The organism is Pseudomonas sp. CC11G (assembly GCF_056174845.1).
The window spans coordinates 1-22,090 of record NZ_JBWBZC010000007.1 but is presented as its reverse complement, the minus strand read 5'-3'; the positions used below and the strand labels follow the sequence as shown (position 1 = coordinate 22,090).

At 61.2% G+C, this 22,090-nt stretch carries 17 protein-coding genes and 4 pseudogenes; 18 read left to right on the top strand and 3 right to left on the bottom strand.

What is annotated here, in order from left to right; translation table 11 throughout:
* Window positions 1–47: 47 nt before the first annotated feature.
* The gene (locus tag AC0V2S_RS11620; protein ID WP_475509876.1) at window positions 48–1,160 is read left to right on the top strand and encodes an MFS transporter; all 1,113 of its coding nucleotides are present in this window, start codon (window positions 48–50) and stop codon (window positions 1,158–1,160) included.
* 121 nt (window positions 1,161–1,281) lie between these two features.
* Window positions 1,282–2,052 carry a bestrophin-like domain gene (locus tag AC0V2S_RS11615; protein ID WP_475509875.1) on the top strand — a complete coding sequence of 257 codons (771 nt, stop codon included), beginning with the start codon at window positions 1,282–1,284 and terminating at the stop codon, window positions 2,050–2,052.
* On the opposite strand, the pseudogene AC0V2S_RS11610 reads toward AC0V2S_RS11615, so the two are convergent.
* Window positions 2,049–2,536, bottom strand: a pseudogene (locus AC0V2S_RS11610) (GFA family protein). The gene AC0V2S_RS11615 and the pseudogene AC0V2S_RS11610 sit on opposite strands and share 4 nt — an antisense overlap.
* Before the next feature lie 139 nt (window positions 2,537–2,675).
* On the opposite strand from AC0V2S_RS11610, the pseudogene AC0V2S_RS11605 reads away from it, so the two are divergent.
* From AC0V2S_RS11605 to AC0V2S_RS11570, 8 genes and pseudogenes are all read left to right on the top strand, one after another.
* Window positions 2,676–5,058: pseudogene (locus AC0V2S_RS11605) on the top strand (DNA polymerase II).
* A 283-nt stretch (window positions 5,059–5,341) separates the two neighbouring features.
* Window positions 5,342–5,995 carry a hydrolase gene (locus tag AC0V2S_RS11600; protein ID WP_475509874.1) on the top strand — a complete coding sequence of 218 codons (654 nt, stop codon included), beginning with the start codon at window positions 5,342–5,344 and terminating at the stop codon, window positions 5,993–5,995.
* A gap of 244 nt (window positions 5,996–6,239) precedes the next feature.
* Complete coding sequence (locus AC0V2S_RS11595; protein WP_475509873.1) at window positions 6,240–6,518, top strand: hypothetical protein; 279 nt, start codon at window positions 6,240–6,242, stop codon at window positions 6,516–6,518.
* Window positions 6,519–6,619: 101 nt separating this feature from the next.
* Window positions 6,620–7,524 (top strand): annotated as a pseudogene (locus AC0V2S_RS11590) (LysR family transcriptional regulator).
* Window positions 7,521–8,441 (top strand): ABC transporter ATP-binding protein, encoded by a 921-nt coding sequence (locus AC0V2S_RS11585; protein WP_475509872.1) that lies wholly within the window; start codon window positions 7,521–7,523, stop codon window positions 8,439–8,441. The pseudogene AC0V2S_RS11590 and the gene AC0V2S_RS11585 overlap by 4 nt, the downstream one beginning before the upstream one ends.
* A complete protein-coding gene (locus AC0V2S_RS11580; protein WP_475509871.1) occupies window positions 8,438–9,199 on the top strand; it encodes an ABC transporter permease in 762 nt (253 codons plus the stop codon). Before AC0V2S_RS11585 ends, AC0V2S_RS11580 begins: the two co-directional genes overlap by 4 nt.
* Before the next feature lie 188 nt (window positions 9,200–9,387).
* The gene (locus AC0V2S_RS11575) at window positions 9,388–10,305 is read left to right on the top strand and encodes a LysR family transcriptional regulator (RefSeq protein ID WP_475509870.1); all 918 of its coding nucleotides are present in this window, start codon (window positions 9,388–9,390) and stop codon (window positions 10,303–10,305) included.
* A 27-nt stretch (window positions 10,306–10,332) separates the two neighbouring features.
* Window positions 10,333–11,754 carry a mechanosensitive ion channel family protein gene (locus AC0V2S_RS11570; protein ID WP_475509869.1) on the top strand — a complete coding sequence of 474 codons (1,422 nt, stop codon included), beginning with the start codon at window positions 10,333–10,335 and terminating at the stop codon, window positions 11,752–11,754.
* A gap of 114 nt (window positions 11,755–11,868) precedes the next feature.
* Here AC0V2S_RS11570 and AC0V2S_RS11565 read toward each other — a convergent pair whose 3' ends face one another.
* Complete coding sequence (locus AC0V2S_RS11565) at window positions 11,869–12,885, bottom strand: alpha/beta hydrolase (protein ID WP_475509868.1); 1,017 nt, start codon at window positions 12,883–12,885, stop codon at window positions 11,869–11,871.
* A gap of 259 nt (window positions 12,886–13,144) precedes the next feature.
* On the opposite strand from AC0V2S_RS11565, the gene AC0V2S_RS11560 reads away from it, so the two are divergent.
* From AC0V2S_RS11560 to AC0V2S_RS11545, 4 genes are all read left to right on the top strand, one after another.
* A complete protein-coding gene (locus tag AC0V2S_RS11560; RefSeq protein WP_475509867.1) occupies window positions 13,145–13,357 on the top strand; it encodes a hypothetical protein in 213 nt (70 codons plus the stop codon).
* A complete protein-coding gene (locus AC0V2S_RS11555) occupies window positions 13,338–13,937 on the top strand; it encodes an MliC family protein (RefSeq protein ID WP_475509866.1) in 600 nt (199 codons plus the stop codon). The genes AC0V2S_RS11560 and AC0V2S_RS11555 overlap by 20 nt, the downstream gene beginning before the upstream one ends.
* Before the next feature lie 220 nt (window positions 13,938–14,157).
* Window positions 14,158–14,850, top strand: coding sequence for a lipopolysaccharide core heptose(II)-phosphate phosphatase PmrG (pmrG, locus tag AC0V2S_RS11550; protein WP_475509865.1), 693 nt, complete (start codon window positions 14,158–14,160; stop codon window positions 14,848–14,850).
* Window positions 14,847–15,677, top strand: a complete 831-nt coding sequence (locus AC0V2S_RS11545) for a phosphatase PAP2 family protein (protein WP_475509864.1) — start codon at window positions 14,847–14,849, stop codon at window positions 15,675–15,677. Before pmrG ends, AC0V2S_RS11545 begins: the two co-directional genes overlap by 4 nt.
* A 39-nt stretch (window positions 15,678–15,716) precedes the next feature.
* Here the strand turns inward: AC0V2S_RS11545 and AC0V2S_RS11540 are convergent, their stop codons facing one another.
* Window positions 15,717–16,919 carry an NAD(P)/FAD-dependent oxidoreductase gene (locus AC0V2S_RS11540; protein ID WP_475509863.1) on the bottom strand — a complete coding sequence of 401 codons (1,203 nt, stop codon included), beginning with the start codon at window positions 16,917–16,919 and terminating at the stop codon, window positions 15,717–15,719.
* Between the two features lie 305 nt (window positions 16,920–17,224).
* On the opposite strand from AC0V2S_RS11540, the gene AC0V2S_RS11535 reads away from it, so the two are divergent.
* The 4 genes and pseudogenes from AC0V2S_RS11535 to AC0V2S_RS11520 form a co-directional block, all read left to right on the top strand.
* Window positions 17,225–17,749 (top strand): RrF2 family transcriptional regulator, encoded by a 525-nt coding sequence (locus AC0V2S_RS11535; RefSeq protein ID WP_475509862.1) that lies wholly within the window; start codon window positions 17,225–17,227, stop codon window positions 17,747–17,749.
* Window positions 17,750–17,837: 88 nt separating this feature from the next.
* A pseudogene (locus tag AC0V2S_RS11530) lies at window positions 17,838–18,346 on the top strand (sigma-70 family RNA polymerase sigma factor).
* Between the two features lie 3 nt (window positions 18,347–18,349).
* Entirely contained in the window at window positions 18,350–19,294 is a 945-nt protein-coding gene (locus AC0V2S_RS11525; protein WP_475509861.1) for a FecR domain-containing protein, read from the top strand.
* Window positions 19,295–19,524: 230 nt separating this feature from the next.
* A partial coding sequence (locus tag AC0V2S_RS11520) for a TonB-dependent siderophore receptor (protein ID WP_475509860.1) occupies window positions 19,525–22,090 on the top strand: 2,566 nt, incomplete at its 3' end.

Genomic DNA, 22,090 nt, shown 5'->3' with positions numbered 1-22,090 from the left:
TTGTGTGGAGCCATCGCGCGTCCGCGATCTTGCTGACGGCCATTCTGATGAGTTTTCTCGCCGCCGCCAGCGCGCCTACACCGCTCTACAGCCTGTACCGAGAGAGCTGGGGCTTTTCCGCCGGCACGCTGACGTGGGTGTTTAGCGTGTATGCCTTCAGCCTGCTGGCGGCACTGCTGAGTTTTGGTTCGCTGTCTGACCATATCGGGCGCCGGCCCCTGGTTTTTGCCGCCTTGCTCATCGAGTTGCTGGCGATGCTGGCGTTTATCGGCGCCGACAGCGTCGGCTGGTTGTTGCTGGCGCGCACGCTGCAAGGGTTTGCCACGGGCCTGGCGACCAGCGTGCTGGGTGCCACGTTGCTGGATATCAACCGCGAGCGCGGCGCGCTGATCAACAGCGTGGCGCCGATGTTCGGCCTGGCGGTCGGCGCCTTGGGCACCAGCCTGTTGATGCAGTTTGCGCCGGCACCGTTGCACCTGGTGTTCGTGGTGCTGCTGGGCGCCTTTGCGCTGTTCGCGGTACTGGCGCGCTACCTGCCGGAAACCGTAAGCCCGAGACCCGGCGCCTGGGCATCGCTGCGCCCCAGCGTGCTCGTGCCGCCCCAGGCACGCGCGGCCTTGCTGCGGGTGGCACCGGTGGATATCAGCCTGTGGGCATTGGGTGGTTTTTACCTGTCGCTAGGGCCGACGCTGGCCCGCACCGTGACTCACCACGATGCGCCGCTGATTGGTGGCCTGCTGGTGTTTGCCCTGATGTTCAGCGGGGCCGTGGGCATTCTGCTGATGCGTAACCAGCCGGCGCGGCGCGTGTTGCTGGTTGGCACTTCGGCGTTGATTGCCGGCGTGGCCGTGACCCTGCTCGGTGTGCACCTGGGCAGTCCGCTGCTGCTGTACCTGGGCACCGTAATCGCCGGCTTCGGATTTGGCGTGGCCTTTCTCGGCGCTTTGCGCAGCGTGATGCCGCTGGCCCATGCCCATGAACGCGGTGGCTTGATGGCGACCTTTTTCGTGCTGAGTTACCTGGCCTTTGCCCTGCCAGCACTGGCCGCCGGTAGCCTCACCCAACACCTGGGCTTGCTGCCCGCCACCCACTTGTACGGTGCGGTGCTGATGCTGTTGGCGGGTGTGGCGTTGGTCGGACTATTGCGTCAGCGCGACTAGGTAGCTTTTTCCGCAGGCACTGTGCGCGATGGCCGACGCGACGGTGCGCCCCAGGGGGATTTCGCCGCAGGGCGGTGTGCCACAGGCTAGCGCCGTTCAATAAGTCCGTGGATTTTCGGCGATGCAGCTCTTCCTCCTCAGTTTTCCCCTCTGGATGTTGTTTATCGTGCTGGTGTTGGGCGGCGCGCTGCTCGCCGCCGCCGCGTCGTGGCAAGTGGGCCACCACCTGCGTCGCCAGCCCGAGGAGAACGATGTCGGCCTGGCAATTTTTCAAACGGTGGGTGCCATTTTCGGCATCACCCTGGCCTTCACCATTTCGGCGGTGTACGGCGACTTTGAAGCGGCCAACAGCAACGTGTCGCAAGAATCCAATGACGTCCGCGCCCTGTACCGGCTGCCGCAGCCGCAGCGCGCGGATTTCCATTCCGCCCTGCAAACCTATGTGCAGCGGGTGGTCGATAGTGAATGGACCTCGATGATGCGCGGCCAGGAAAGCGCCGAGGTCAGCCGCACGCTGGAGCGGCTCTGGCAAATTCATCGTGATTTACCCGCCGACGCCCAGGTGCCGCCGGCCCTGGAAGAACGCCTGTATCAACACTTGCACCACCTGACCGATCACCGCCGTAATCGCCTGCTGGACAGCCGCTCGCAACTGGCACCGTGGATGTGGGCCCTTCTGCTCTGCGGGGGTGTGGTGACGGTGGCGTTTGCAATTTATCTGCGTACCGGCAACAACCGCAGCCAGGCCGTGATGGCCGGCGCCCTGGCGGCGGTGGTCGGGTTTGGTCTGTTACTGGTGATGGCCCTGGACTTCCCCTTTAGCGGCAGCATGCACGTGCCCTCCGACCCTATCCGCGACACGCTGCGGTTGTTTAAACCCGACGTGGTTTAGCTCTCTAACCCCAACCGCTGGTGCCATTGGGCGATGGACTCCTGTGGATAACCGTCAAACGTCTTGTCGCCTTTGCGCTTGTCCACTTCCACCCAGCTCGCCTTGGAGTCCAGCAACAGGTGCGTGTGTTCGGGCGGCACCGGTAATTCGCTGTCGATGGCGCTGGCAAAGGGGTGAATCAGCTCCGGCCACTCTGGGCTATACAGCACAAGGCGCTGCCGCATTGATTGCAGAAATGCCGTTCGGCGCTGCTGGTGCGCGAGCGTCCGGCGCCGGCCGGTTTGATTTTGGCGTGGTAGATGCTGATGTGTTTGCGCCCGCGCACCTTCATGCTGCGGGCGTCGCCGCTGAGGTTGATGGCGTAACCGCCCCCGCCCTGGGTTTTGCGGCAAATGGAGCAATAACAGCGCTGATACGGGTACGGATGGGCGCTGGTAAGGCTGAAGGCGACGGCGCCGCAATGGCAGGAACCTTTGAGCTGCATGGGCTTTTCTCCTGAAGGTGCATTCCGTTTTCTAGACCGCTCGGCACTGGGTTTGGCCAATGCGTTGGTCGGATAAGCCAACTTCTGTCAGTTATTGCCGAGGAAAATCTGTCTGCTATCTGTATATCGATACAGTAGAATCGCCGCATCCACCCCAAGGCGTTTCCATGGCAGAGCAACCACTACAGCAGGGCTTTTATTGTCGCGGCACTGGCGCGACACCCGGCTGGCACCCAGGTGAGCTTCTGGCTGGCCACTGATGCCGGCCCGCGCCTGCTGCGCTTGCCGGTACAAACCTCGGTGGCCTTTGTGCCGGCCGAGCAGCGCTTGCGCGTGGAAGGCATGCTGGGCAAGGAAAAAGACGTAGAGCTGCGCGAGCTCGACCTGCAGGATTTTCACCACCGCCCGGTGCTGGGCCTTTACACCCGCCAGCATCGCCAGTTGATGAATATCGACAAGCTGCTGCGCAGCGTCGGCGTGGATGTGTACGAGGCCGATGTGCGCCCGCCCGAGCGCTATCTGATGGAGCGCTTTATCACCGCGCCGGTGCTGTTCTCCGGCACGCCGGATGGCCAGGGCGGTTTTGATGAGGCACAGCTCAAGCCCGATCCCGACTACCGCCCGCAGCTCAAGCTGTGTTCCCTGGATATCGAAACCACCCGCCATGGCGAGTTGTATTCCATTGCCGTGGAAGGCTGCGGCCAGCGCCAGGTGTATATGCTCGGCCCGGCGAATGCCGACGACAGCCATGTGGACTTGACCTGGAGTACTGCGACAGCCGCGCCCAGTTGCTGGAGCGCCTGAACACCTGGTTGGCCACCCACGACCCCGACGCCATCATTGGCTGGAACCTGGTGCAGTTCGACCTGCGCGTGCTGCTGGAGCATTCGCAAAAGCTGCAAGTGCCGCTGCGTTTAGGCCGCGATGGCGAGGCCATGGGCTGGCGCGAACACGGCAGTCGCAACAATCACTTTTTTGCCGAGGCGGCCGGGCGGCTGATTATCGACGGCATCGAAGCGTTGCGTTCGGCGACCTGGAGCTTCCCCTCGTTCAGCCTGGAAAACGTCGCGCAAACCCTGCTCGGTGAAGGCAAGGATATTTCCACGCCGTACCAGCGCATGGATGAAATCGACCGCATGTTCGCCGAGGACAAGCCCGCCCTGGCGCGCTACAACCTCAAAGACTGCGAGCTGGTAACACGCATCTTCGCCAAGACCGAGCTGCTGAGCTTTCTGCTCGAACGCGCCAGCGTCACCGGTTTGCCCGCCGACCGCAGCGGCGGATCGGTGGCGGCCTTTACCCATCTGTATATGCCGCTGATGCACCGCCAGGGGTTTGTGGCACCTAACCTCGGCGAGAAACCACCCGAGGCCAGCCCCGGTGGCTTTGTGATGAACTCGCAGCCTGGGTTGTATGAGTCGGTGCTGGTGCTGGACTACAAGAGCCTGTACCCGTCGATTATCCGCACCTTTCTAATTGACCCTGTCGGCCTGGTGGAAGGGCTGCGCGAGCCCGATGAAAGCACCAGCGTCGAAGGCTTTCGAGGCGCACGGTTTTCCCGTGAGCGGCATTGTTTGCCAGCCATTGTTTCGCGCGTGGCCGAGGGCCGCGAGCAGGCCAAGCGCGACGGCAACAAGCCGTTGTCGCAGGCGCTGAAAATCATCATGAACGCCTTTTACGGTGTGCTTGGTTCCAGCGGCTGCCGCTTTTTCGATACGCGCCTGGCCTCGTCCATCACCTTGCGTGGCCATCAGATCATGCACAAAACCCGCGAGCTGATCGAAACCCAGGGCCACACCGTGATCTATGGCGATACCGACTCCACCTTTGTCTGGCTCGGCCGTGAGCATGGGGAAGAGGAGGCGGGGGTGATTGGCCGGCGGCTGGTGCAACAGGTCAACGAGTTCTGGCGCGAGGAACTGCAGCGCACGTTCGGTTTGACCAGTGCGCTGGAGCTGCAATACGAAACGCATTTCCGCCGGTTTCTGATGCCGACCATTCGCGGCGCGGAGGAGGGCAGCAAGAAACGTTATGCCGGGTTGATGGGTGAGCAGATGGTCTACAAAGGCCTGGAAACCGTGCGCACCGATTGGTCGCCGCTGGCCCAGCAGTTCCAGCAGGAGCTGTACTCGCGCATCTTCCGCCGCCAGCCGTATCAGGCCTATGTGCGTGACTATGCGGCGGCCACCTTGGCCGGGCAGCAGGATGAGTTGCTGGTGTACCGCAAACGCCTGCGCCGCCCGCTGGCCGACTACGAACGCAACGTGCCGCCCCATGTGCGCGCGGCGCGGTTGGCCGATGAATACAACACCGAGCAGGGCCGGCCTCGGCAGTATCAGCGCGGTGGCTGGATCAGCTATGTGATCACGCTCGCCGGCCCGCAGCCGCTGGAAGCCATCACCTCACCTATCGATTACGACCACTACCTGACGCGCCAGCTGCAGCCCGTGGCCGATGCGATTCTGCCCTTTGTCGACGATGACTTCGGCACGTTGGTGGGCGGGCAGTTGGATTTGTTTTAAGCCTTTAAAAGCATCGAGGCTAAAGCCTCTCCCACAGGGTCATTCGGTCCCTTGTGGGAGAGGCTTCAGCCTCGATTCCTGCAAAAGGCGCTACCTGCACCTTGTCACTTCCTACGCACAAAACGTCAATCCAGCCGCTTTGCATTTCTGCAAAGTGGCCATGCACCCCTGTCTATTCCGCGCTTTTCAGCAACGGGTGATCATTGCTCCACGGTTTGCAAACAAGCCAACGACTTCACTAACCCGCTACTCACACCATTAAAACTGAAAAGGAAATTTACCCATGGCTATCGCAAAAGCAGTTCCAGGCAAAACCCTCCTGAACCACGATGATCACACCCTGATCATGATCGACCACCAGTCGCAGATGTCGTTTGCGACCAAGTCGATCGACGCGGTCACCCTGCGTAACAACGCCGCGCTGGTAGCCAACGCCGCACGGGAATTCAACGTATCGACCATCCTCACCACCGTCGCCGCCAAAAGCTTCTCCGGCCCGATCTTCGATGAAATCAAATCGGCCTTTCCGGAAAAAACCATCATCGACCGCACCAGCATGAACACCTGGGAAGACGAGCGAATTGCCGTGGAAGTGAACGCCGCCGGCAAGCAGAAAATCGTCCTCGCCGGGTTGTGGACCTCGGTATGCATCGTTGGCCCGGCACTGTCGGCGCTAGACCAGGGTTTCGAGGTGTATTTTATCGCCGACGCCTGTGGTGACGTGTCGGTGGAAGCCCATGAAATGGCGATTCAACGCATGGTCCAGCTCGGTGCTCGCCCCATGACCTCGCTGCAATACCTGCTGGAACTGCAACGCGACTGGGCCCGTGGCGAAACCTACGACGAAACCGTGAAAACCTCGATTGCCTACGGCGGTGCTTACGGTCTGGGCCTTATCTACGCCAAGACCATGTTTAATGCTTCAGAAGGGCATTGATGGAACGATAACGGCACCCCGCCAGCGTTAAGCGCGCTGACGGGGATTTTTGTATTTTCACCGTCATCCTCGCGAAGGCGGGGACCCAGAATGTTGGATATTTCGCCACTTTTCGCCGGCCGCCAGATTCTGGATTCCGGCCTGCACCGGAATGACGGCGAATTGTGCTCTGTCGTTTTACCTGAACTTTTGCGCCGCCCGTGGCCTCCACCGAAGGAGAGCCACAGCGCCAAAGGACAGGACCATGAAACTTCTATTGAGCATTACCGCCGCCGCTGCCCTGCTTGCTGCCGGGTCGACCTGGGCCAGCTGTACGCCTGAGGAAGCCGAGCAAAAAGCCCAGCAATTGGCGGAAAAAGTGCATCAGCTCACCGAGCAGAATCCGCAGAAAGCCAAAGAGATCAACGACGAAATTGAGGACATGAACCTCAAGACCAAGTCGGCCGACAAGGCCAGCCACTGCGATATCTACGATAAGCGCATGCAGGAGCTTGAAGCCGCCAAGGCTAAGTCCGAGAAGTAACCCGGGCTTTGCATTTCTGCATGGCGGCTATGCAGCCGTGTCTATTCTCAGGCGCGGCCAACAAGCCGATGATTGCTCCCACACCACAGGGAGCAACAGCCATGAATCGAATCGACCTTCGCCGCGTAGACCTCAACCTGCTCATCGTTTTCGAAATGATGATGATCGAGCGCAATGTCAGCCGCGCGGCGGAGCGTTTGTTTCTGGGCCAGCCCGCTGTGAGCGCCGCGCTCGGCCGCTTGCGGACCCTGTATAACGACCCGCTGTTCGTGCGTGTCGGCCGCAGCATGGAACCCACCCCGCGAGCTATCGAGCTGGAAAGCCTGCTACGCCCCGCCCTCGATACCATTTCCTCGGCCATCGGCCAAAGCGTCGAGTTCGACCCCTGCACCAGCCGCGAAGTGTTCCGCATCGGCTTGAGTGATGACGTGGAACTCGGCCTCTTGCCGCAGCTGATGCGCGTGCTCAGCGTGGAAGCGCCGCATGTGACGCTGGTGGTGCGCCGTACTCATTACCTGTCTATCTGCAATCAACTGTCTGCTGGCGAAGTGTCGCTCGGCATTTGCTACGTAGGCGACCTGCCTGCCAATGCCAAGTGCAAAACTCTGCGCCGCAGCCGGTGATGGTGCGCGGCGATGCCGGCACCACGCCGATCACCATGGACGAATACTGCGAACGCCCCCACGCGTTGGTGACCTTTGCCGGCGACCTGAGTGGCTTTATCGATGAAGAATTGGCCAAGCGCGGCCGCAAGCGTCAGGTGAAATTGGCGGTGCCGCAGTTCTATGGGTTGAGCCAATTGCTGCCGGGGACGCAGATGGTCGCCACCGTGCCGGATTACGCCGCTGCTGCGCTGACCTCCAACGGTGGGTTGCGCATTGACGAGCTGCCCTTCGAGGCGCCGGTTTATGATCTGTCCATGGCCTGGGGTGCAACCCAGGATATGGACCCTGCCCAACGCTGGTTGCGCAGCAAAATTACTGAATGCCTGGGTGACGCTGCATGAGTAACGCTATATCCCTGCGGGGATTGGAAAAGACCTACGCCAACGGCCATCAAGCCTTGCGCGGGATTGATCTGGAAATCAAACACGGCGAAATCTTCGCCCTGCTGGGCCCCAACGGCGCCGGCAAATCCACCCTGATTGGCGCGATCTGCGGCCTGGTGAAAGCCACCGGCGGCAGCATTCATATCGATGGCCTGGAGCTGCCGCGCCAATACCGCGAAGCGCGCGCCAAGGTCGGCCTGGTGCCGCAGGAGATGGTCAACGAAGGGTTTGAAAGCGTGCTGTCCAGCGTACGCTTTAGCCGTGGCCTGTTCGGCAAACCGCCGGCGCCGAAACTGCTGGAGCAGATTCTGCGTGACCTCTCGCTGTGGAATAAACGCGACGACGCCACCATGACGTTGTCCGGTGGCATGCGCCGTCGGGTGATGATTGCCAAGGCGCTGGCCCATGAGCCGCAGGTGCTGTTTCTCGATGAACCCACGGCGGGCGTGGATGTGGAATTGCGCCGCGATATGTGGGCGATGGTCCGCCGCCTTCGTGACCGTGGCGTAACCGTGGTGCTTACTACCCACTACCTGGAAGAAGCCGAAGAAATGGCTGACCGCGTAGGGGTGATCAGCGACGGCCGCTTGCTGCTGGTGGAAAACAAAACCGACCTGATGGCCCGTCTCGGCCGTCGACAACTGCGTCTGCAATTGCAGCAGCCACTGACTCAACTGCCTGCCGACCTGGCCGGCTTCCCGGTGGAGCTGGTGGACCAGGGCCGCGAGCTGGTGCTGGACGTGGCCCGCGACAATCAGGGCATCGCCGACTTCCTGCGCCGCCTGGCCGCCAACGATATCGACTTCAAAGACCTGCACACCTCGGAAAGCTCCCTCGAGGACATCTTTGTCGAACTGCTGAGAAAGCCCGCATGAATTTCTATTCCATCCACGCCATCTTCCGTTTCGAGATGGCTCGTTCGATACGCACGTTGATGCAAAGCCTGGCCGCGCCGGTGTTGGCGACGGCGCTGTATTTCGTGGTGTTTGGTTCGGCCATCGGCTCGCGCATGGCCGAGATCGGCAGCATTCCGTACGCCAGTTTTATCGTGCCCGGCCTGACGTTGCTGGCGGTGCTCACCCAGAGCGTTTCCAACGCGGCGTTCGGTATTTATATGCCGCGTTACTCCGGGGCGATTTACGAGATTCTGTCGGCCCCGTTGTCGCCCACCGAGATAGTGTTCGGCTACGTCGGTGCGGCGGTGGTCAAGTCGATGGTGCTGGCCGCGGCCATTCTCATCACGGCGCGGGTGTTTGTGCCCTATGAAATTGCCCATCCGTTCTGGGCGTTTTTCATTCTGCTGTTGTGCGCGGTTTCGTTCAGCATGCTCGGCTTTATCGTCGGTCTGTGTGTGGACGGCTGGGACAAGCTGGAAGTGGTGCCGTCGTTGGTGATTACGCCGCTGACCTTTCTCGGTGGCAGTTTCTATTCACTGAATATGCTGCCGCCCACCTGGCAGACCATCAGCCTGTTTAACCCGGTGGTGTATTTGGTGGATGCGTTTCGCTGGGCGTTTTTCGATGTCACCGAATTTAACCCGATGGTCGATATCGCCTTTCTACTGGGTTTCTTGCTGGTGTGCATCGTGATTGTGGGGCAGATCTTCCGTACCGGTTACCGGTTGCAGCATTGATTTAGTTGGGCTTCGCTGCGCTCAACCCAACCTACTCAAATTCGTCCGTAGGTTGGGTTGAGCCAACGGCGAAGCCCAACGAAACACAGCACTTCCACAAGTGAGCACCAGAATCCTATGCTTGTCCGCTAACCGGCGGTGACGATGAGGGTTTGTCTGTCACCTCGATCTGAGGATAAGGAGCGCCCGTGGATTCCAATGCCGCGAATTTCGACTGGAATGACATTCCACTGCTGCTGGCCCTGGCTCGCGAGGGCAGCATGAGTGCTGCCGGGCGCACGCTGGGCATCGACCCTTCCACCATGAGCCGCCGTTTGGCGGCTGCCGAAGCGGCCTTGCAGCGTCGGCTGTTTATCCGCGACAACTCTGGCTACCACGCCACGGAAGCCGGCGTGGTGTTTCTGACCTACGCCGAACGGGTGCTCGGCGATGTAAAAAGCATGCTGCTCGATACCTGCAGCGAAGCCGACGGCGTGGCCGGGCCGGTGCGCATCACTTCCATCGACTTTCTGTTCAGCCACTGGCTGGTCGACCATATGCCGGCGCTGATGGAGTGCCATCCGCAGCTGCAACTGCAATTGCTGGTGGCCAACCAGGCGCTGTCTTTTACCCGCCGCGAAGCCGACTTCGCCCTGCGCCTGGCGCGCCCGCAAGACGACGCGGCGCTGGTGATGCGCAAGGTCGGCGACCTGGGTTTTGCCGTATACGGTGCCGAGCGTTTTGCCGACATTCCCCGTGATTTGTGGTGCGACCAACCCTGGCTGGCCTACGGCGAAGAGCTATCGGAAATGGCCGAGATGCGCTGGCTGCGCGATATAGCCCCGCTGGCGCATTACCCATTGCGGGTGAGCAGCGTGAGCACCCTGGTCAATGCCTGTGAAACCGGTCTGGGGCTGGCCTTGTTGCCATGCTTGCTTGGCGAGCGCGTTGGTTTGCGGCGGTTAAGTGAAGAAGTGGAAGTACACCGTGAGGTATGGTTGCTCAGCCACCGCGACGCCGGCCGCATCGGGCGCTTTCAGGCGGTGGGCAACTGGTTGAAAGAAGTCTTCGAAGCCGATGCCGTGCGCCTGCGCGGCGAATGCCGCAAACCCACACCACCGCTGTAACTTTCTGTCGCAACCACAGGACACCCCATGCTCGAGCTGATCAACAGTCATCTGCTGCTTATCGCCACTGCGTTGCTGTTGGTGGATATCGCCGCCTGGCGCCTGTTGCCGACCGACGCCAAGCTTTGGCGTGTGGTGCTGCGGGTGGTGTTTTTCCTCACCTACAGCGTGGTGATCATCGAGGCCGGGCTTAGCCCGTTGCTGCCACCACCATGGCCATCGCCGGCGCTGAATATGCTCGGCACGGTGCTGGGCATCGCCTGGTGGCTGTTGCTCGCGCGCACCGCCACGGTGGTGATGGGCGTGGTGCTGATGCCGCGCAGCGGGCATACCGGGCGGTTGTTGCAGGACGTACTTGGCGCGCTGATTTTTCTGCTGGCCGCCGTGGCCGCAGCGGCGTATGTGATGCAGCTGCCGGTGAAAGGCTTGCTGGCTACGTCCGGGGTGGTTGCCATCGTGGTCGGCCTGGCATTGCAGAGCACGCTGAGTGACGTGTTCTCCGGCATCGTGCTGAACACCACCAAACCCTATCGCCTGGATGACTGGATCAGCATCGATGGCGTGGAAGGCCAGGTAACCGAAATCGACTGGCGCGCCACCTACCTGCGCACCGCCCAGGGCAGCACGGTGGTCATTCCCAACTCGGTGGCGGCCAAGGCCAAGGTCATCAACTTCAACCGCGCGGCGAATGTGCAAGGCGTGTCCATCAGCATCAGCGTGCCAGCGGCGGTGCGCCCACGGGTGGTGATCGAGGCCTTGGAAAAAACCCTGCAAGGGGTGACCGCCTTGCTGCCCAAACCGCCGGGCCGGGTATCGGTAAAAGGTTCGGACCTGGAAGCGGTGGAATACGAAGCCAGTGGCTTTATCGCCACCGGGCAGAACAGCGCCGAAGCACGCAACCTGATGTTCGACCTCGCCCACCGCTTGCTCGAAGCCGCCGGCGTACAGCGCGGCGGCGAAGCGCCCGCCAGCCGTATGCGCGGCGTACTGGACGACGTGAAAATCTTCCGCTCCCTGACCAGCGAGCAGAAAGACGAACTCAGCCAGAACATGCAGGCCCAGCGTTACGTCGCCGGGCAGGTGGTGCTGGAGTTCGAGGAAGTGACCGAACACCTGATGGTGATCGGCACCGGCGTGCTGTCGGCGGCAGTGCCGGCCAACGGTGGCGGCTTTGTCGAAGCCGGGCGCATGGGCCCGGGCGAGATACTGGGTGAAGAAGGCATCGCCGACGCGGTGCCGTCGCACGCCCGCTTCACCGCACTCAGTTCGGCCGTGGTGTACCACATCGCCAAAGACCATATTCAAGCCTGCCTGGAACAGAGCACCGAAGTCTCCAGCGCCCTGAACAAACTGCACAGCTTCCGCCAGAGCGCCACCGATTCACTGCTGCTGCAAAAGCCGGTGGAAGTGAAGAAAGGTAAGTTCTTGAGTTGGTTGCAGCGGCCTTGAAGGCGCTTTGAATATCGGTCCCAGAATAGGACCGATAAGTCCCTTTCTGGGACCGATAAAACTAAAAAGCCGCCAGCGTTTATTCGCTGGCGGCTTTTTGTTTTGCGGTGTTGCTTACTGCAGGTGTTTTTTCAGTTCGCTACCGGCTTGCAACATCGCCGACTTGGCGCCGCTGATATGGGCCAGCGGGTTGAGCAAACCAAAGTCGTGGATCATGCCGTTGTAGCGAGTGGTGGTCACTTCCACACCTGCTGCGTCGAGCTTGCGACCGTAGGCTTCACCTTCGTCACGCAGCACGTCGAATTCGGCGGTCTGGATCAGGGTTGGCGGCAGGCCTTTCAGCTGGTCGAGGCTGGCGCGCAGTGGCGAAGCATGGATATCGGCGCGCTCGGTGGCCGAGGTGGTGTAGTTGTCCCAGAACCATTTCATCAGCGGCTTGGTCAGGAAGTGGCCTTGGGCGAACTGGTTGTAGGAACCGGTTTCCAGGTTGGCGTCGGTAACGGGCCACAGCAGGGCCTGGAAGCGCAGTTTCGGCGTGCCTTTCTCTTTGGCCAGCAACGCCACTGCTGCGGTCATGTTGCCGCCGACGCTGTTGCCGGCGACTGCCAGGCGTGAGCCATCGACATTGATTTCTTTACCGTGCTCCGCCACCCATTTGGTTGCCGCGTAGGCCTGGTTGATGGCGGTGGGGTAGTGCGCTTCTGGCGACGGCGTGTAGTCGACATACACGGCAACCGCGCCGGAGTTCACCACCAGGTCGTGGATCAAACGAGCGTGAGTCGGGTAGTCGCCCAATACCCAGCCGCCACCGTGGAAGAACATAAACACTGGCAGCGTGCCGGTGGCGCCGGCCGGGCGAACGATGGTCAGTTTGATGGATTGGCCGTCGGCGGTGATCACCTTGTCTTCTACTTTGGTGTCGGAGAGATCGAACTTCACCGAAGCCTGAGCACCGGTCAGTACGGCGCGGGCATCTTTGGGTGTCATCTGCTCAAGTGGTTTGCCACCACCGGCTTCCAGAGCCTGCAAAAAGGCTTGGGTGTCTTGCTCTACGCCTGGGCTGCCAGCGGCGAAGGCGGCGTTGAAGGACAGGGTCATGGCAGCGGCGATCAGAGTTTTTTGCAGTTTCATGGTGAAGCTCCTTGAAGGTTTGAATGACTGAATGAGGTGTGCGTCAGGTTTGGTCTGCGGTGTGTGTCAGACCGTGAGCAAATGATGGCGGGGGAAGCGAAACGGCGGAATAGACAGGCCTGCACGGCCACTTTGCAGAACTGCAAGGCGCCGGTGGTGACGGGCATTTGCGGGGATTGGCGTGACAGGCAGGGAGAAGAAACTACGGTATAGGTGTCGAACGCCTGTTGCCGTCGGCGAGACTCGTGGGGGGACCTACATGCGCACTATCATCAGCCGTGAACCCTGGTGGGCTAAACCGCCGCTACCGGGGCAGGAAGAAATGCAGCTGGAATGGGGTTACCTGATTCTGTACAGCGATGGCGTGTTCGAGTTTGAACACCTGCGCCCCAGCGACGAAGAAATCCGCAACCGCAAAGGTTGTCGTGTTCACCACTCCGAGATAGAGCCCAATGCCAAATCCACGTTTTAACCGGCCGCTGCTGATGTGTGCCGCACTGCTGCCGCTGCTGGCGAGCCCGGCCATGGCCGCCTCGTTCGATTGCAGCAAAGCTTCTGCTGGCAGCATTGAAGAGCTGGTATGCAAAACCCCGGCGCTCAGCGCGCAGGACGACCAAATGGCCAAGGTTTACAAAGCCGCGCAGGCCAAGGCCAAAAACGAAAAGCCGCCCACCCTCAAAACCGAGCAACGTGGTTGGCTCAAAGGCCGCGACGAATGCTGGAAGGCCGACGACAAACCGCAGTGCGTGGCCGATGAATACCAACGCCGTATTGCCGAGTTGCAAGCGCGCTATCAGCTGGTGCCAGGCAAGGGGCCGGTGCGTTTTGCGTGTGACGGCAAGCCTGCCAAGGAAGTGACCGTCACCTTCTACGCCACCGAACCGCCAACCCTGATTGCCGAACTGGGCGACAGCACCTCGCTGATGTACGCGCAGCCGTCTGCCAGTGGCAGCAAATACCAAGGCCGCAATGAGTCGTTCTGGGAACACCAGGGCGAGGCGACGGTGGTGTGGGGGTATGAGGCGGTGGAGATGAAGTGCGTGCGCAAATAGGTAGAGCGACAAGCGCTTATGCACGGGCATGTTTCGTTGAGCATGCCTTTGTAGCTAAATACCGAGCATTAGGTTTTTTTCACATCACCTTCACCTCCCGGTCACGTCCCCGTGTCTACAGTGCCTCTCACGTTAGCGGCACTCACCATTTTTGGGCCCCTTTTTAGCCTGCTTCCCGAGTGCCGCTTTTTTCTTCGCCGAACGAAGTGTGGAGCGGCCGATGTTGGTTACAGCGCCAGAAGTTGCTGTTGGTTCACCTGCAATACCCCTGCGTCCTTTCGCCCGTTTACGCCGGCTGCTGGTGCCGGCGACTGCCGTGCTGGCGCTGGTGCTGTGCGCGGCCTGGTTGATGCGCCCGGCGTACGCTGTGGATTTGAGCCATGGCCTGAACATGAGCGAAGCCGGCCTGCTGCAAAGCTGGAAGAAAGGCGAGGTGGTGGTGCTGGTGCGTCACGCCGAGCGTTGTGATCAGTCCAGCAACCCGTGCCTGGCCGATGCCAGTGGCATCACCATCGAGGGCAGTGACGAGGCCCGGCAGGTGGGCGATGCATTCAAGGCTTTGGGCATGGCGCGCACGGATGTGTATTCCAGCCCCCTGGTGCGTACGGTGCAAACGTCGACCTTTATGTTCGGCAAAAGCGTGGCCACCCAGCCATGGCTGGCGAGCTGCAAAACGTCGCTGCAGCACGACATGCTGGCGCACAAGACCGCGCACCGTAACTTGCTGCTGGTTACCCACAGCACCTGCATCAACGAATTGGAAGACCAACTTAACCGTGGCGGCGCGCATTACGACAGCGCTTACACCAGCGCGTTGTTCGTGACGGTAGACAGCACCACTGGCAAGCCCAAAGTGGTGGGCTATATGAACGCCGAGGGTTGGGCCAACGTGCAGAAGGAAGCCGCCCTGTGAGCCCGCGTCTACGGTTTTATCGCGACAACCTGGGCATCCCCCTGCTTCTGGCGGTGCTGGTGTTCTGCCTGTTCGACCTGACCAATATCGACCGCACCATCAGTAATGCGCTGATCGACCCGAGTACCGGCGAATTTATTCTTCGCCATAGCAAACTGTTTGAAGACCTGACCCACCGTTGGCCGCGGGTAATCCCGGACTGGACCGGCGAGCTGGCCGTCATCGGCGCGCTGCTGTCATTTATCTGGCCCCGTTTGGCCGCCCATACCGAGGCCGCGCCGGTCCGTTTTCTTGAGCGTGCGAACGTTGCGGCGCTGCTGCGCTTTACCACGGACCACCGTCGCGATCTGTTTTTTGTAGTGGTGGCGTTTGCCCTGACCACGGGCGTGATCCATTACCTCAAGGCGCACACCAGCGTGTACTGCCCGGTGGAAACGACCTTGTTCGGTGGTAAGGAACTGCGCGTGGAATGGTTCGAGCATTTCACCTGGCTGCACAAAGCTGGTGATGGGCGCTGCTGGCCGGGCGGCCATGCGTCGAGCGGGTTTACGATGCTGGCGCTGTATTTTGTTGCGCGCCGCTACCGTTGGCAGCATGCCAAAGCACTGCTGGGTGCGATTGTGCTGCTGGGTATGGTGTTCGGCACGACGCGGGTGCTGCAGGGTTGGCACTACATGTCGCACACGTTTTGGGCGGGGATTTTTGTCTGGCTCAGCACGTTTTTGGTGGCGCTGGTTTTTTACGGGCGGACGCAGTTGGATGCAGAACCCGAGCGCAAGCCCAACCGTGTTTCGCTCCCGGTAGGCGCTATTCGCACCACGTCGTAGGGCGGATATCGCCATAGGCGATATCCGCCGCGTCACGGCTTAAGCGACCACGGGAATCAGCGGATCTGCCGCCGCCAACGCCTCGGCGCGATCGGCTTTGGGTGGATAGATCCAGAACCCGTTGATCTCACTTTTGATCTTCTTGCCTTCATCGCGCACAAACTTCACCTCGCGCTGCCAGCCTTCGGTAAACACCGCACCCCAGGCACCCAGGTCCAGGCAAGTGACGTACTTCACCTGGCTGTACGCAATGGGCTCAACGCCAAGCAAACTGGCCGCCACGTTATTGCCGGCCGAACGGCCCAGGGCGATGGCGTGCTGGCAGGTCATCAGTGCGTAGTTGCCCAGGTCATCTACCTGGGCGTAGGCGACATCGCCGGTGGCGAACACGTCATGCTGGCCGAGTACCTTCAGGTTGCGGTCTACATGCAGGCGGCCTTGGGCGTCACGCTCGCCGGGCACTTGGGCGGTCAGCGCACTGGCGCGCACGCCGACGGTCCAGACCACGGTTTTGGCTTCGATACGCTGGCCATCACTCAAGGTAACGCCGTCGGCATCTACCGCCGCCACGCCGTTGTTCAAGCGCCACTCCACACCCAGCTCGGCGGACGCTTCGGCCACCAGCTGTTGCGGGCCATCGCCCATCGCGCCGCCGACAAGACTGCCGCGATCCACCACAATCACCCGCACATCGGCATCCGCACCCAATGCAGCACGCAAGCGCGCCGGCATTTCGGTGGCGGTTTCGATACCGGTAAAACCACCGCCGGCAACGACCACGGTATTGCGGCCTGGCGAGGCGGGCAGGGTGCTCAGGTTGTTGATGTGCTGTTCCAGGCGCATGGCTTCTTCAATCTGGTCCACATCAAAGGCGTGCTCCAGGCCATCCAGGTTCGGGCGCCAGACGTTGCTGCCGGTGGCCAGCACCAGACGGTCGTAAACGAGCGTGGCCAGGGCGCCGCTGGCATCGCGGTAGGCCACCTGTTTGCTCGCCACGTCGATCTCTTCCACGCTGCCTTTGATAAAACTCACACCCACGGCATCGAACAACTCACCCAACGGCGCGGCCATGTTAGCCACGTTCGGTTCATAGAAACGTGGGCGAATACGCAGCTCGGCTTGCGGGGCCAGCACGGCGACTTCGGTGTCGGTGTTGTTGTGCTTATCGAGCAGGCGGGCCGCGCTCAGGGCGCTCCACATACCTGCGAAGCCGGCACCGATGATCAGAATGCGTTGTTTCATGTTCTTGTCTCTCTAGGAAGGAAGGGAGGTCGCTCAAGTCCGAGTACATCGATCGCCGTTTGCCCGGGCAGGCGGGTTAACTCGTAACGGCGACTATATTGGTCGGAGTTTAATCCAGCAAGCGAATTTTCGACGGCTTCCCTGTGCTGGCTCGCTAGAATGGGCACTCTTGAGTCGAAATTCCCCGTATTAAAGCGGCTTGCGCTAGTTTTAACGGCGCGGCGCTGATCGGAAAATAAAATCGTCTGCTTGTGATACGCCGGCCTGGCAAGCAAAATAGGCGACCAAATAAGTCGGAGTTTAACGTGGCGTTATACAGTGCAGGTGTGGAATACGGCATTCACTGCATGCTGTGGCTGGCGGATGAAAAGGGCGATAGTCGCGAAGCCAGCGTTCGCGCCCTGGCCGAATTGCAGGGCGTGCCGCAGGAGTTGCTGGCGAAGATTTTTACCCGCCTGGCCAAAGCCGAATTGGTGGTGGCCACTACCGGCGTGCGCGGCGGTTTCAAGTTGGCGCGGCCGGCAGATGAAATCTCCATGCTTGATATCGTGCGGGCCATCGACGGCGACAAATCGATTTTCGACTGCCGCAACGTGCGCGCGCGTTGTGCCGTGTTCGACGGCTCACCACCCGACTGGGCGCTGGCCGGCACCTGCGGCGTGCATGCGGTGATGCTCACGGCGCAACAACGCATGGAAGAAGCCCTGGCCCAACAAACCGTGCTGGATCTCGCCCGCCGTTTCGGCCGCAAGGCGCCGCCGGAGTTTGGCGAGCAGGTGATGCGGTGGTGGGATGGCGAGCGGGAAGGCAAGGGTGGCCCGACGTCTTAAAACCGTTATGCAGCGGTTGGCTTGCCAAAACGGCGTGGCTACTTGAAGATGCGATTAATTATCAAATGAAAACCTTTGGTTTTAACGCATGTCATCCGCCGATCTCTCGCTGCAAACCGCCGTGCATTCGTTGTATGAGAATCACCACAACTGGCTGTGCGGCTGGCTGAAAAAACGCCTGGGCTGCAGCGAGAACGCAGCGGACCTCGCGCAAGACACCTTCATTCGCGTGCTCACCCTGCGCAAAGCCGCCGAGCTGCGCGAGCCACGCGCCTACCTCAGCACCATCGCCCGCAGCCTGATGATCGATATGTTCCGCCGCCGCGCGCTGGAGCAGGCTTACCTGGAAACCCTCGCTGCCATTCCCGAGCCTGTGGATATCTCGCCGGAAACCCGCGCGCTGATTCTTGAAACGCTGCTGGAAATCGACCGCCTGCTCGACGGCCTCGGCAGCCGCACCGGGAGATTTTCCTGCTCTCGCAACTCGATGGCCTGAGCTATGTAGAGATTGGTCGACGCCTGAGCGTGTCGGTCAACACCGTGAAAAAACACGCCGTGCGCGCGCTCACTCACTGCCTCTTGCTGCTGGAAGACTGAGCCGTGAACAGCCTCGACCACGCCACGCTGGAAGCCGCCGCGCGCTGGTATGTCGACCTGCGCTGCGACAGCCCCAACGACGCCCTGCGCGAAGCCCACCGCCGTTGGCTGGAGCGCGACCCTCGGCATCTGCAAGCTTGGGAGCGACTCGGCCGGTTGCAGGGCAAGCTGGAACAGATGAACCCCGCAGTGGTCCGGCCCACGCTGGCCAGTGCGCGGGCCAAACGCCGCGACGTGCTCAAAGTGCTGTCGCTACTGCTGGCCTCCGGCGCCGCCGGCACGCTGGCCTGGAACACCACGCCGTTGCCGACGCTGATGGCCGATCAACGAACTGGCACCGGCGAGCGCCGCCGGTTGCGCCTGGACGATGGCAGCCAACTGCACCTGAATACCGCTACGGCGGTGGATATCCGCTTTAGTGAACAGCTTCGCGAAGTGCGTTTGTTAAGCGGCGAGATCCTGATCGAAACGGCGCGCGATTCCCTGGCCCGGCCCTTTGTTGTGCACACCGCCGAGGGCAGTATTCGGGCCTTGGGTACGCGCTTCGTGGTGCGCCGTGACGCGGAGCAAACCCTGGTTAGCGTGCAAGAACATGCCGTTGAAGTTCGCCCGGCCAGCTTGGCCGCCACGGCCGTGCGGGTAGAGGCGGGGCAGCAACTGAGCTTTGCGGACGACCATCTGGACAACGTGCTGCTGGCCGACCCGCACGCTGATGCGTGGAGCCGCGACATGCTGGTGGTCAGCGACTGGGCGCTGGAAGACTTTATTCGCGAACTGCAACGCTATCGCCCTGGCCACCTGGGCTGCGATGGCCATGTCGGGCGGTTGCGCATTTCGGGCGCCTTTCACCTGGGTGACACCGACACCATCCTCGATAACCTCACCGCCACTTTGCCGGTGCGGATTCGCCGGTTCAGTCGGTATTGGACGAGCGTTGAAGCGGTTTGAATTCTTCAAACTCGCGATTCTGGGTCCCCGCCTGCGCGGGGACGACGGTGGTGTATGGCGAGCCTCGTCATCCCTGCGCAGGCAGGGATCCAGAATTTCGCGCCATGTACGTTTCCGGCCACGGGAAAACTTTTTCGCCTGGGGTGTTGTTGATTTGAATTCTTATTCGACTTGGTAGGTAGAGGCGCACAGACGCCGCCAACCACTGCCATAGGGCGAAAGGAAACCGCATGTCCCCTCGCAACACTGCTAGCCGCGCCGCTGCGCCTGCTCACCGTTTGTCTTTGCTGCACGCCGCCATGCTTGGCGCTGCGTTGCTCGGTCCCCTCGGCGCCATCGGCTTGGCCACTCCAGCCTCGGCGCAAACGGCTGCTGAGTACGAATTCGCGATTCCGGCCGGCTCGCTGGAAGTCGCTCTGGCCCAGTTTGCCGCCACCGCCGGCGTTACCGTTTCCTTCGAGCCGGGCTTGGCCCGCGGCCAAAAAACCGCCGGCCTGCGCGGCCGGTTCGCGCCTGACAGCGCCCTGCGCCAACTGCTGGCCGGCACCCGCCTGCAAGCCGTGCAACAGGCCAACGGCAGCTACTCGCTAAGCCAGATCCCTGATGGCGACAGCCTGCGCCTGGGCGCGACCGATATCTCCGGCAACAGCGAGTCGGCCTACGGTCCGGTGGACGGCTACGTTGCCACCCGCACCGCCACGGCAACCAAAACCGACACGCCGATTCTGGAAGTGCCGCAAACCATCAACGTTGTCACCGCCGACCAGATTGCCGTGCAAGGCGCGCGCAATATCACCCAAGCGCTGCGCTACACGCCGGGCCTGGGCGTAAACGGCTACACCGACCGCAATAACATCGCCGACGAAATCACCAGCCGTGGTTTCGCGCCCACGCCGCTGTACTTCGACGGCGGTTATCTGCCTTACGCCGGCAGCCTCGGCGGCGCGCCGCAAATCGACCCGTACACCATCGAACGCGTTGAAGTACTCAAGGGCCCGTCCTCGGTGCTGTACGGGCAGAACCAGCCCGGCGGCATTATCAACATGGTGTCCAAACGGCCGACCACCGAGCAACGCAGCCAGGTGAAATTCGGCCTGGGCAGTTACAACCGGGTCAACGGCGCCGTCGACACCAGCGGCCCAATCGACGAGGCCAAAGAGTTCAGCTACCGCCTGGTAGCCGTGGCGAAAAAAGGCAACGACCAACTCGACCACACCAACAGCCAACGCAAGCTGCTGGCGCCGAGCTTTACCTGGGCGCCCAACGACGCCACGGCCGTCACGCTGTACGCCCAGGCCCAGCGCGACGACGGCCTGGCCGACTACCAATCCATGCCCGTGATCGGCTCGCTCAAACGCGGCCCGAACGGCGAGCGCATCGACCGCGATTCCTTCTTCGGCGACTCGCACTACAACGATTACATGCGCAATCAGTACGTGTTCGGCTACGAGCTCAGCCATGCCTTCAACGACAACCTGACCTACCGCCAGACCGCCCGCTATATCGACGTGCAAGACCGCTACAAAGGCCTTTACCTGCGCAGCTTTGGTACTACGCCGGGCGGTGACACCGATTACACCCAAGCCAACCGCACCAAGGTCGATTGGCGCCAGCACAACACTGCCTACACGCTGGATAACAACCTCGAATACAAATTCGCCACCGGCGCGTTGGAGCACACCACGCTGGTGGGCGTCGACTACCGGCACTTCGAACGCCAGTACAACGGCTACAACGCCTACAACGTACCGGTCGACCTCTATAACCCGCGCAACACCAGCACTGCCGCCTACAAGCCGGAACTCACCACCAAGTGGGACGACACCGTGCGCCAGACCGGCCTGTACGCCCAGGACCAGATCAAACTAAACAACTGGATTCTCACCGTTGGCGGCCGTCACGACTGGGCCGAGGTGCAAAACAAAGACCTGCTGGCTGACACCCGCACCACGCAAAAGGACGAAAAGTTCACCGGTCGCATCGGCCTGACCTACGTCACCGAATTCGGTCTGGCGCCCTATATCAGCTACTCGGAATCCTTTCTGCCCAGCGTCGGCAGCGGTGCACCGGAGCGCGGCGGCAAGAGCTTCGAGCCTACCGAAGGCGAGCAATACGAAGTGGGCGTGAAATACCAACCGTTCGAAAAAACCCTGATGACCGCCTCGGTTTACCAGGTGAAGCAGAAGAACGTTCGCACCATGGACATGCTGTACCCGGACTATGAAATCCAATCCGGCGAAGTGCGCTCGCGCGGGGTGGAGCTGGAAGTGAAATCCAGCCTCGACAATATCGATGTACTGGCCGCCGCCAGCTACATGGATTCCTTCTACACCAAAGGCAATTGGGGTGAAGAGGGCAACCGTTCCGAGGCCCAGGCACCGGTATCCGCCACGTTGTGGATCGACTACCACTTCAACCAGGCGGTTATCGACGGCCTCACCTTTGGCGCCGGCGCGCGCTACACCGGACGCAAACCGGGCGATATGTACAACACCTTCGACGTGCCGTCGTTCGTGGTGTACGACGCCACCATAAGCTACGATCTGGGCCGCCTCGATCACAGCCTGGCCGGCCTGCAAACCAGCCTGAACATCCAGAACATCTTCGACCGCGAGTACGTCTCCGACTGTAACTACAGTTTCGGTTGCTACTACGGGCAGGCGCGTGTGGCGTCGCTGGACGTGACCTACGACTGTAAACCCGGCCTGAAAAAAGCCCGCGTTCTTGCAAAGGACGCGGGCTTTTTTGTAGGTTTTTGGCGCTTCAGTCGTTTTCGCGGTGACCTGCACCTCAGCG

Coding starts and splice junctions, on each gene's coding strand:
- AC0V2S_RS11620 (WP_475509876.1), top strand. CDS start 48: ATGAGTTTTCTCGCCGCCGCCAGCGCGCCTACACCGCTCTACAGCCTG.
- AC0V2S_RS11615 (WP_475509875.1), top strand. CDS start 1,282: ATGCAGCTCTTCCTCCTCAGTTTTCCCCTCTGGATGTTGTTTATCGTG.
- AC0V2S_RS11600 (WP_475509874.1), top strand. CDS start 5,342: ATGGCTATCGCAAAAGCAGTTCCAGGCAAAACCCTCCTGAACCACGAT.
- AC0V2S_RS11595 (WP_475509873.1), top strand. CDS start 6,240: ATGAAACTTCTATTGAGCATTACCGCCGCCGCTGCCCTGCTTGCTGCC.
- AC0V2S_RS11585 (WP_475509872.1), top strand. CDS start 7,521: ATGAGTAACGCTATATCCCTGCGGGGATTGGAAAAGACCTACGCCAAC.
- AC0V2S_RS11580 (WP_475509871.1), top strand. CDS start 8,438: ATGAATTTCTATTCCATCCACGCCATCTTCCGTTTCGAGATGGCTCGT.
- AC0V2S_RS11570 (WP_475509869.1), top strand. CDS start 10,333: ATGCTCGAGCTGATCAACAGTCATCTGCTGCTTATCGCCACTGCGTTG.
- AC0V2S_RS11565 (WP_475509868.1), bottom strand. CDS start 12,885: ATGAAACTGCAAAAAACTCTGATCGCCGCTGCCATGACCCTGTCCTTC.
- AC0V2S_RS11560 (WP_475509867.1), top strand. CDS start 13,145: ATGCGCACTATCATCAGCCGTGAACCCTGGTGGGCTAAACCGCCGCTA.
- AC0V2S_RS11555 (WP_475509866.1), top strand. CDS start 13,338: ATGCCAAATCCACGTTTTAACCGGCCGCTGCTGATGTGTGCCGCACTG.
- pmrG (WP_475509865.1), top strand. CDS start 14,158: ATGTTGGTTACAGCGCCAGAAGTTGCTGTTGGTTCACCTGCAATACCC.
- AC0V2S_RS11540 (WP_475509863.1), bottom strand. CDS start 16,919: ATGAAACAACGCATTCTGATCATCGGTGCCGGCTTCGCAGGTATGTGG.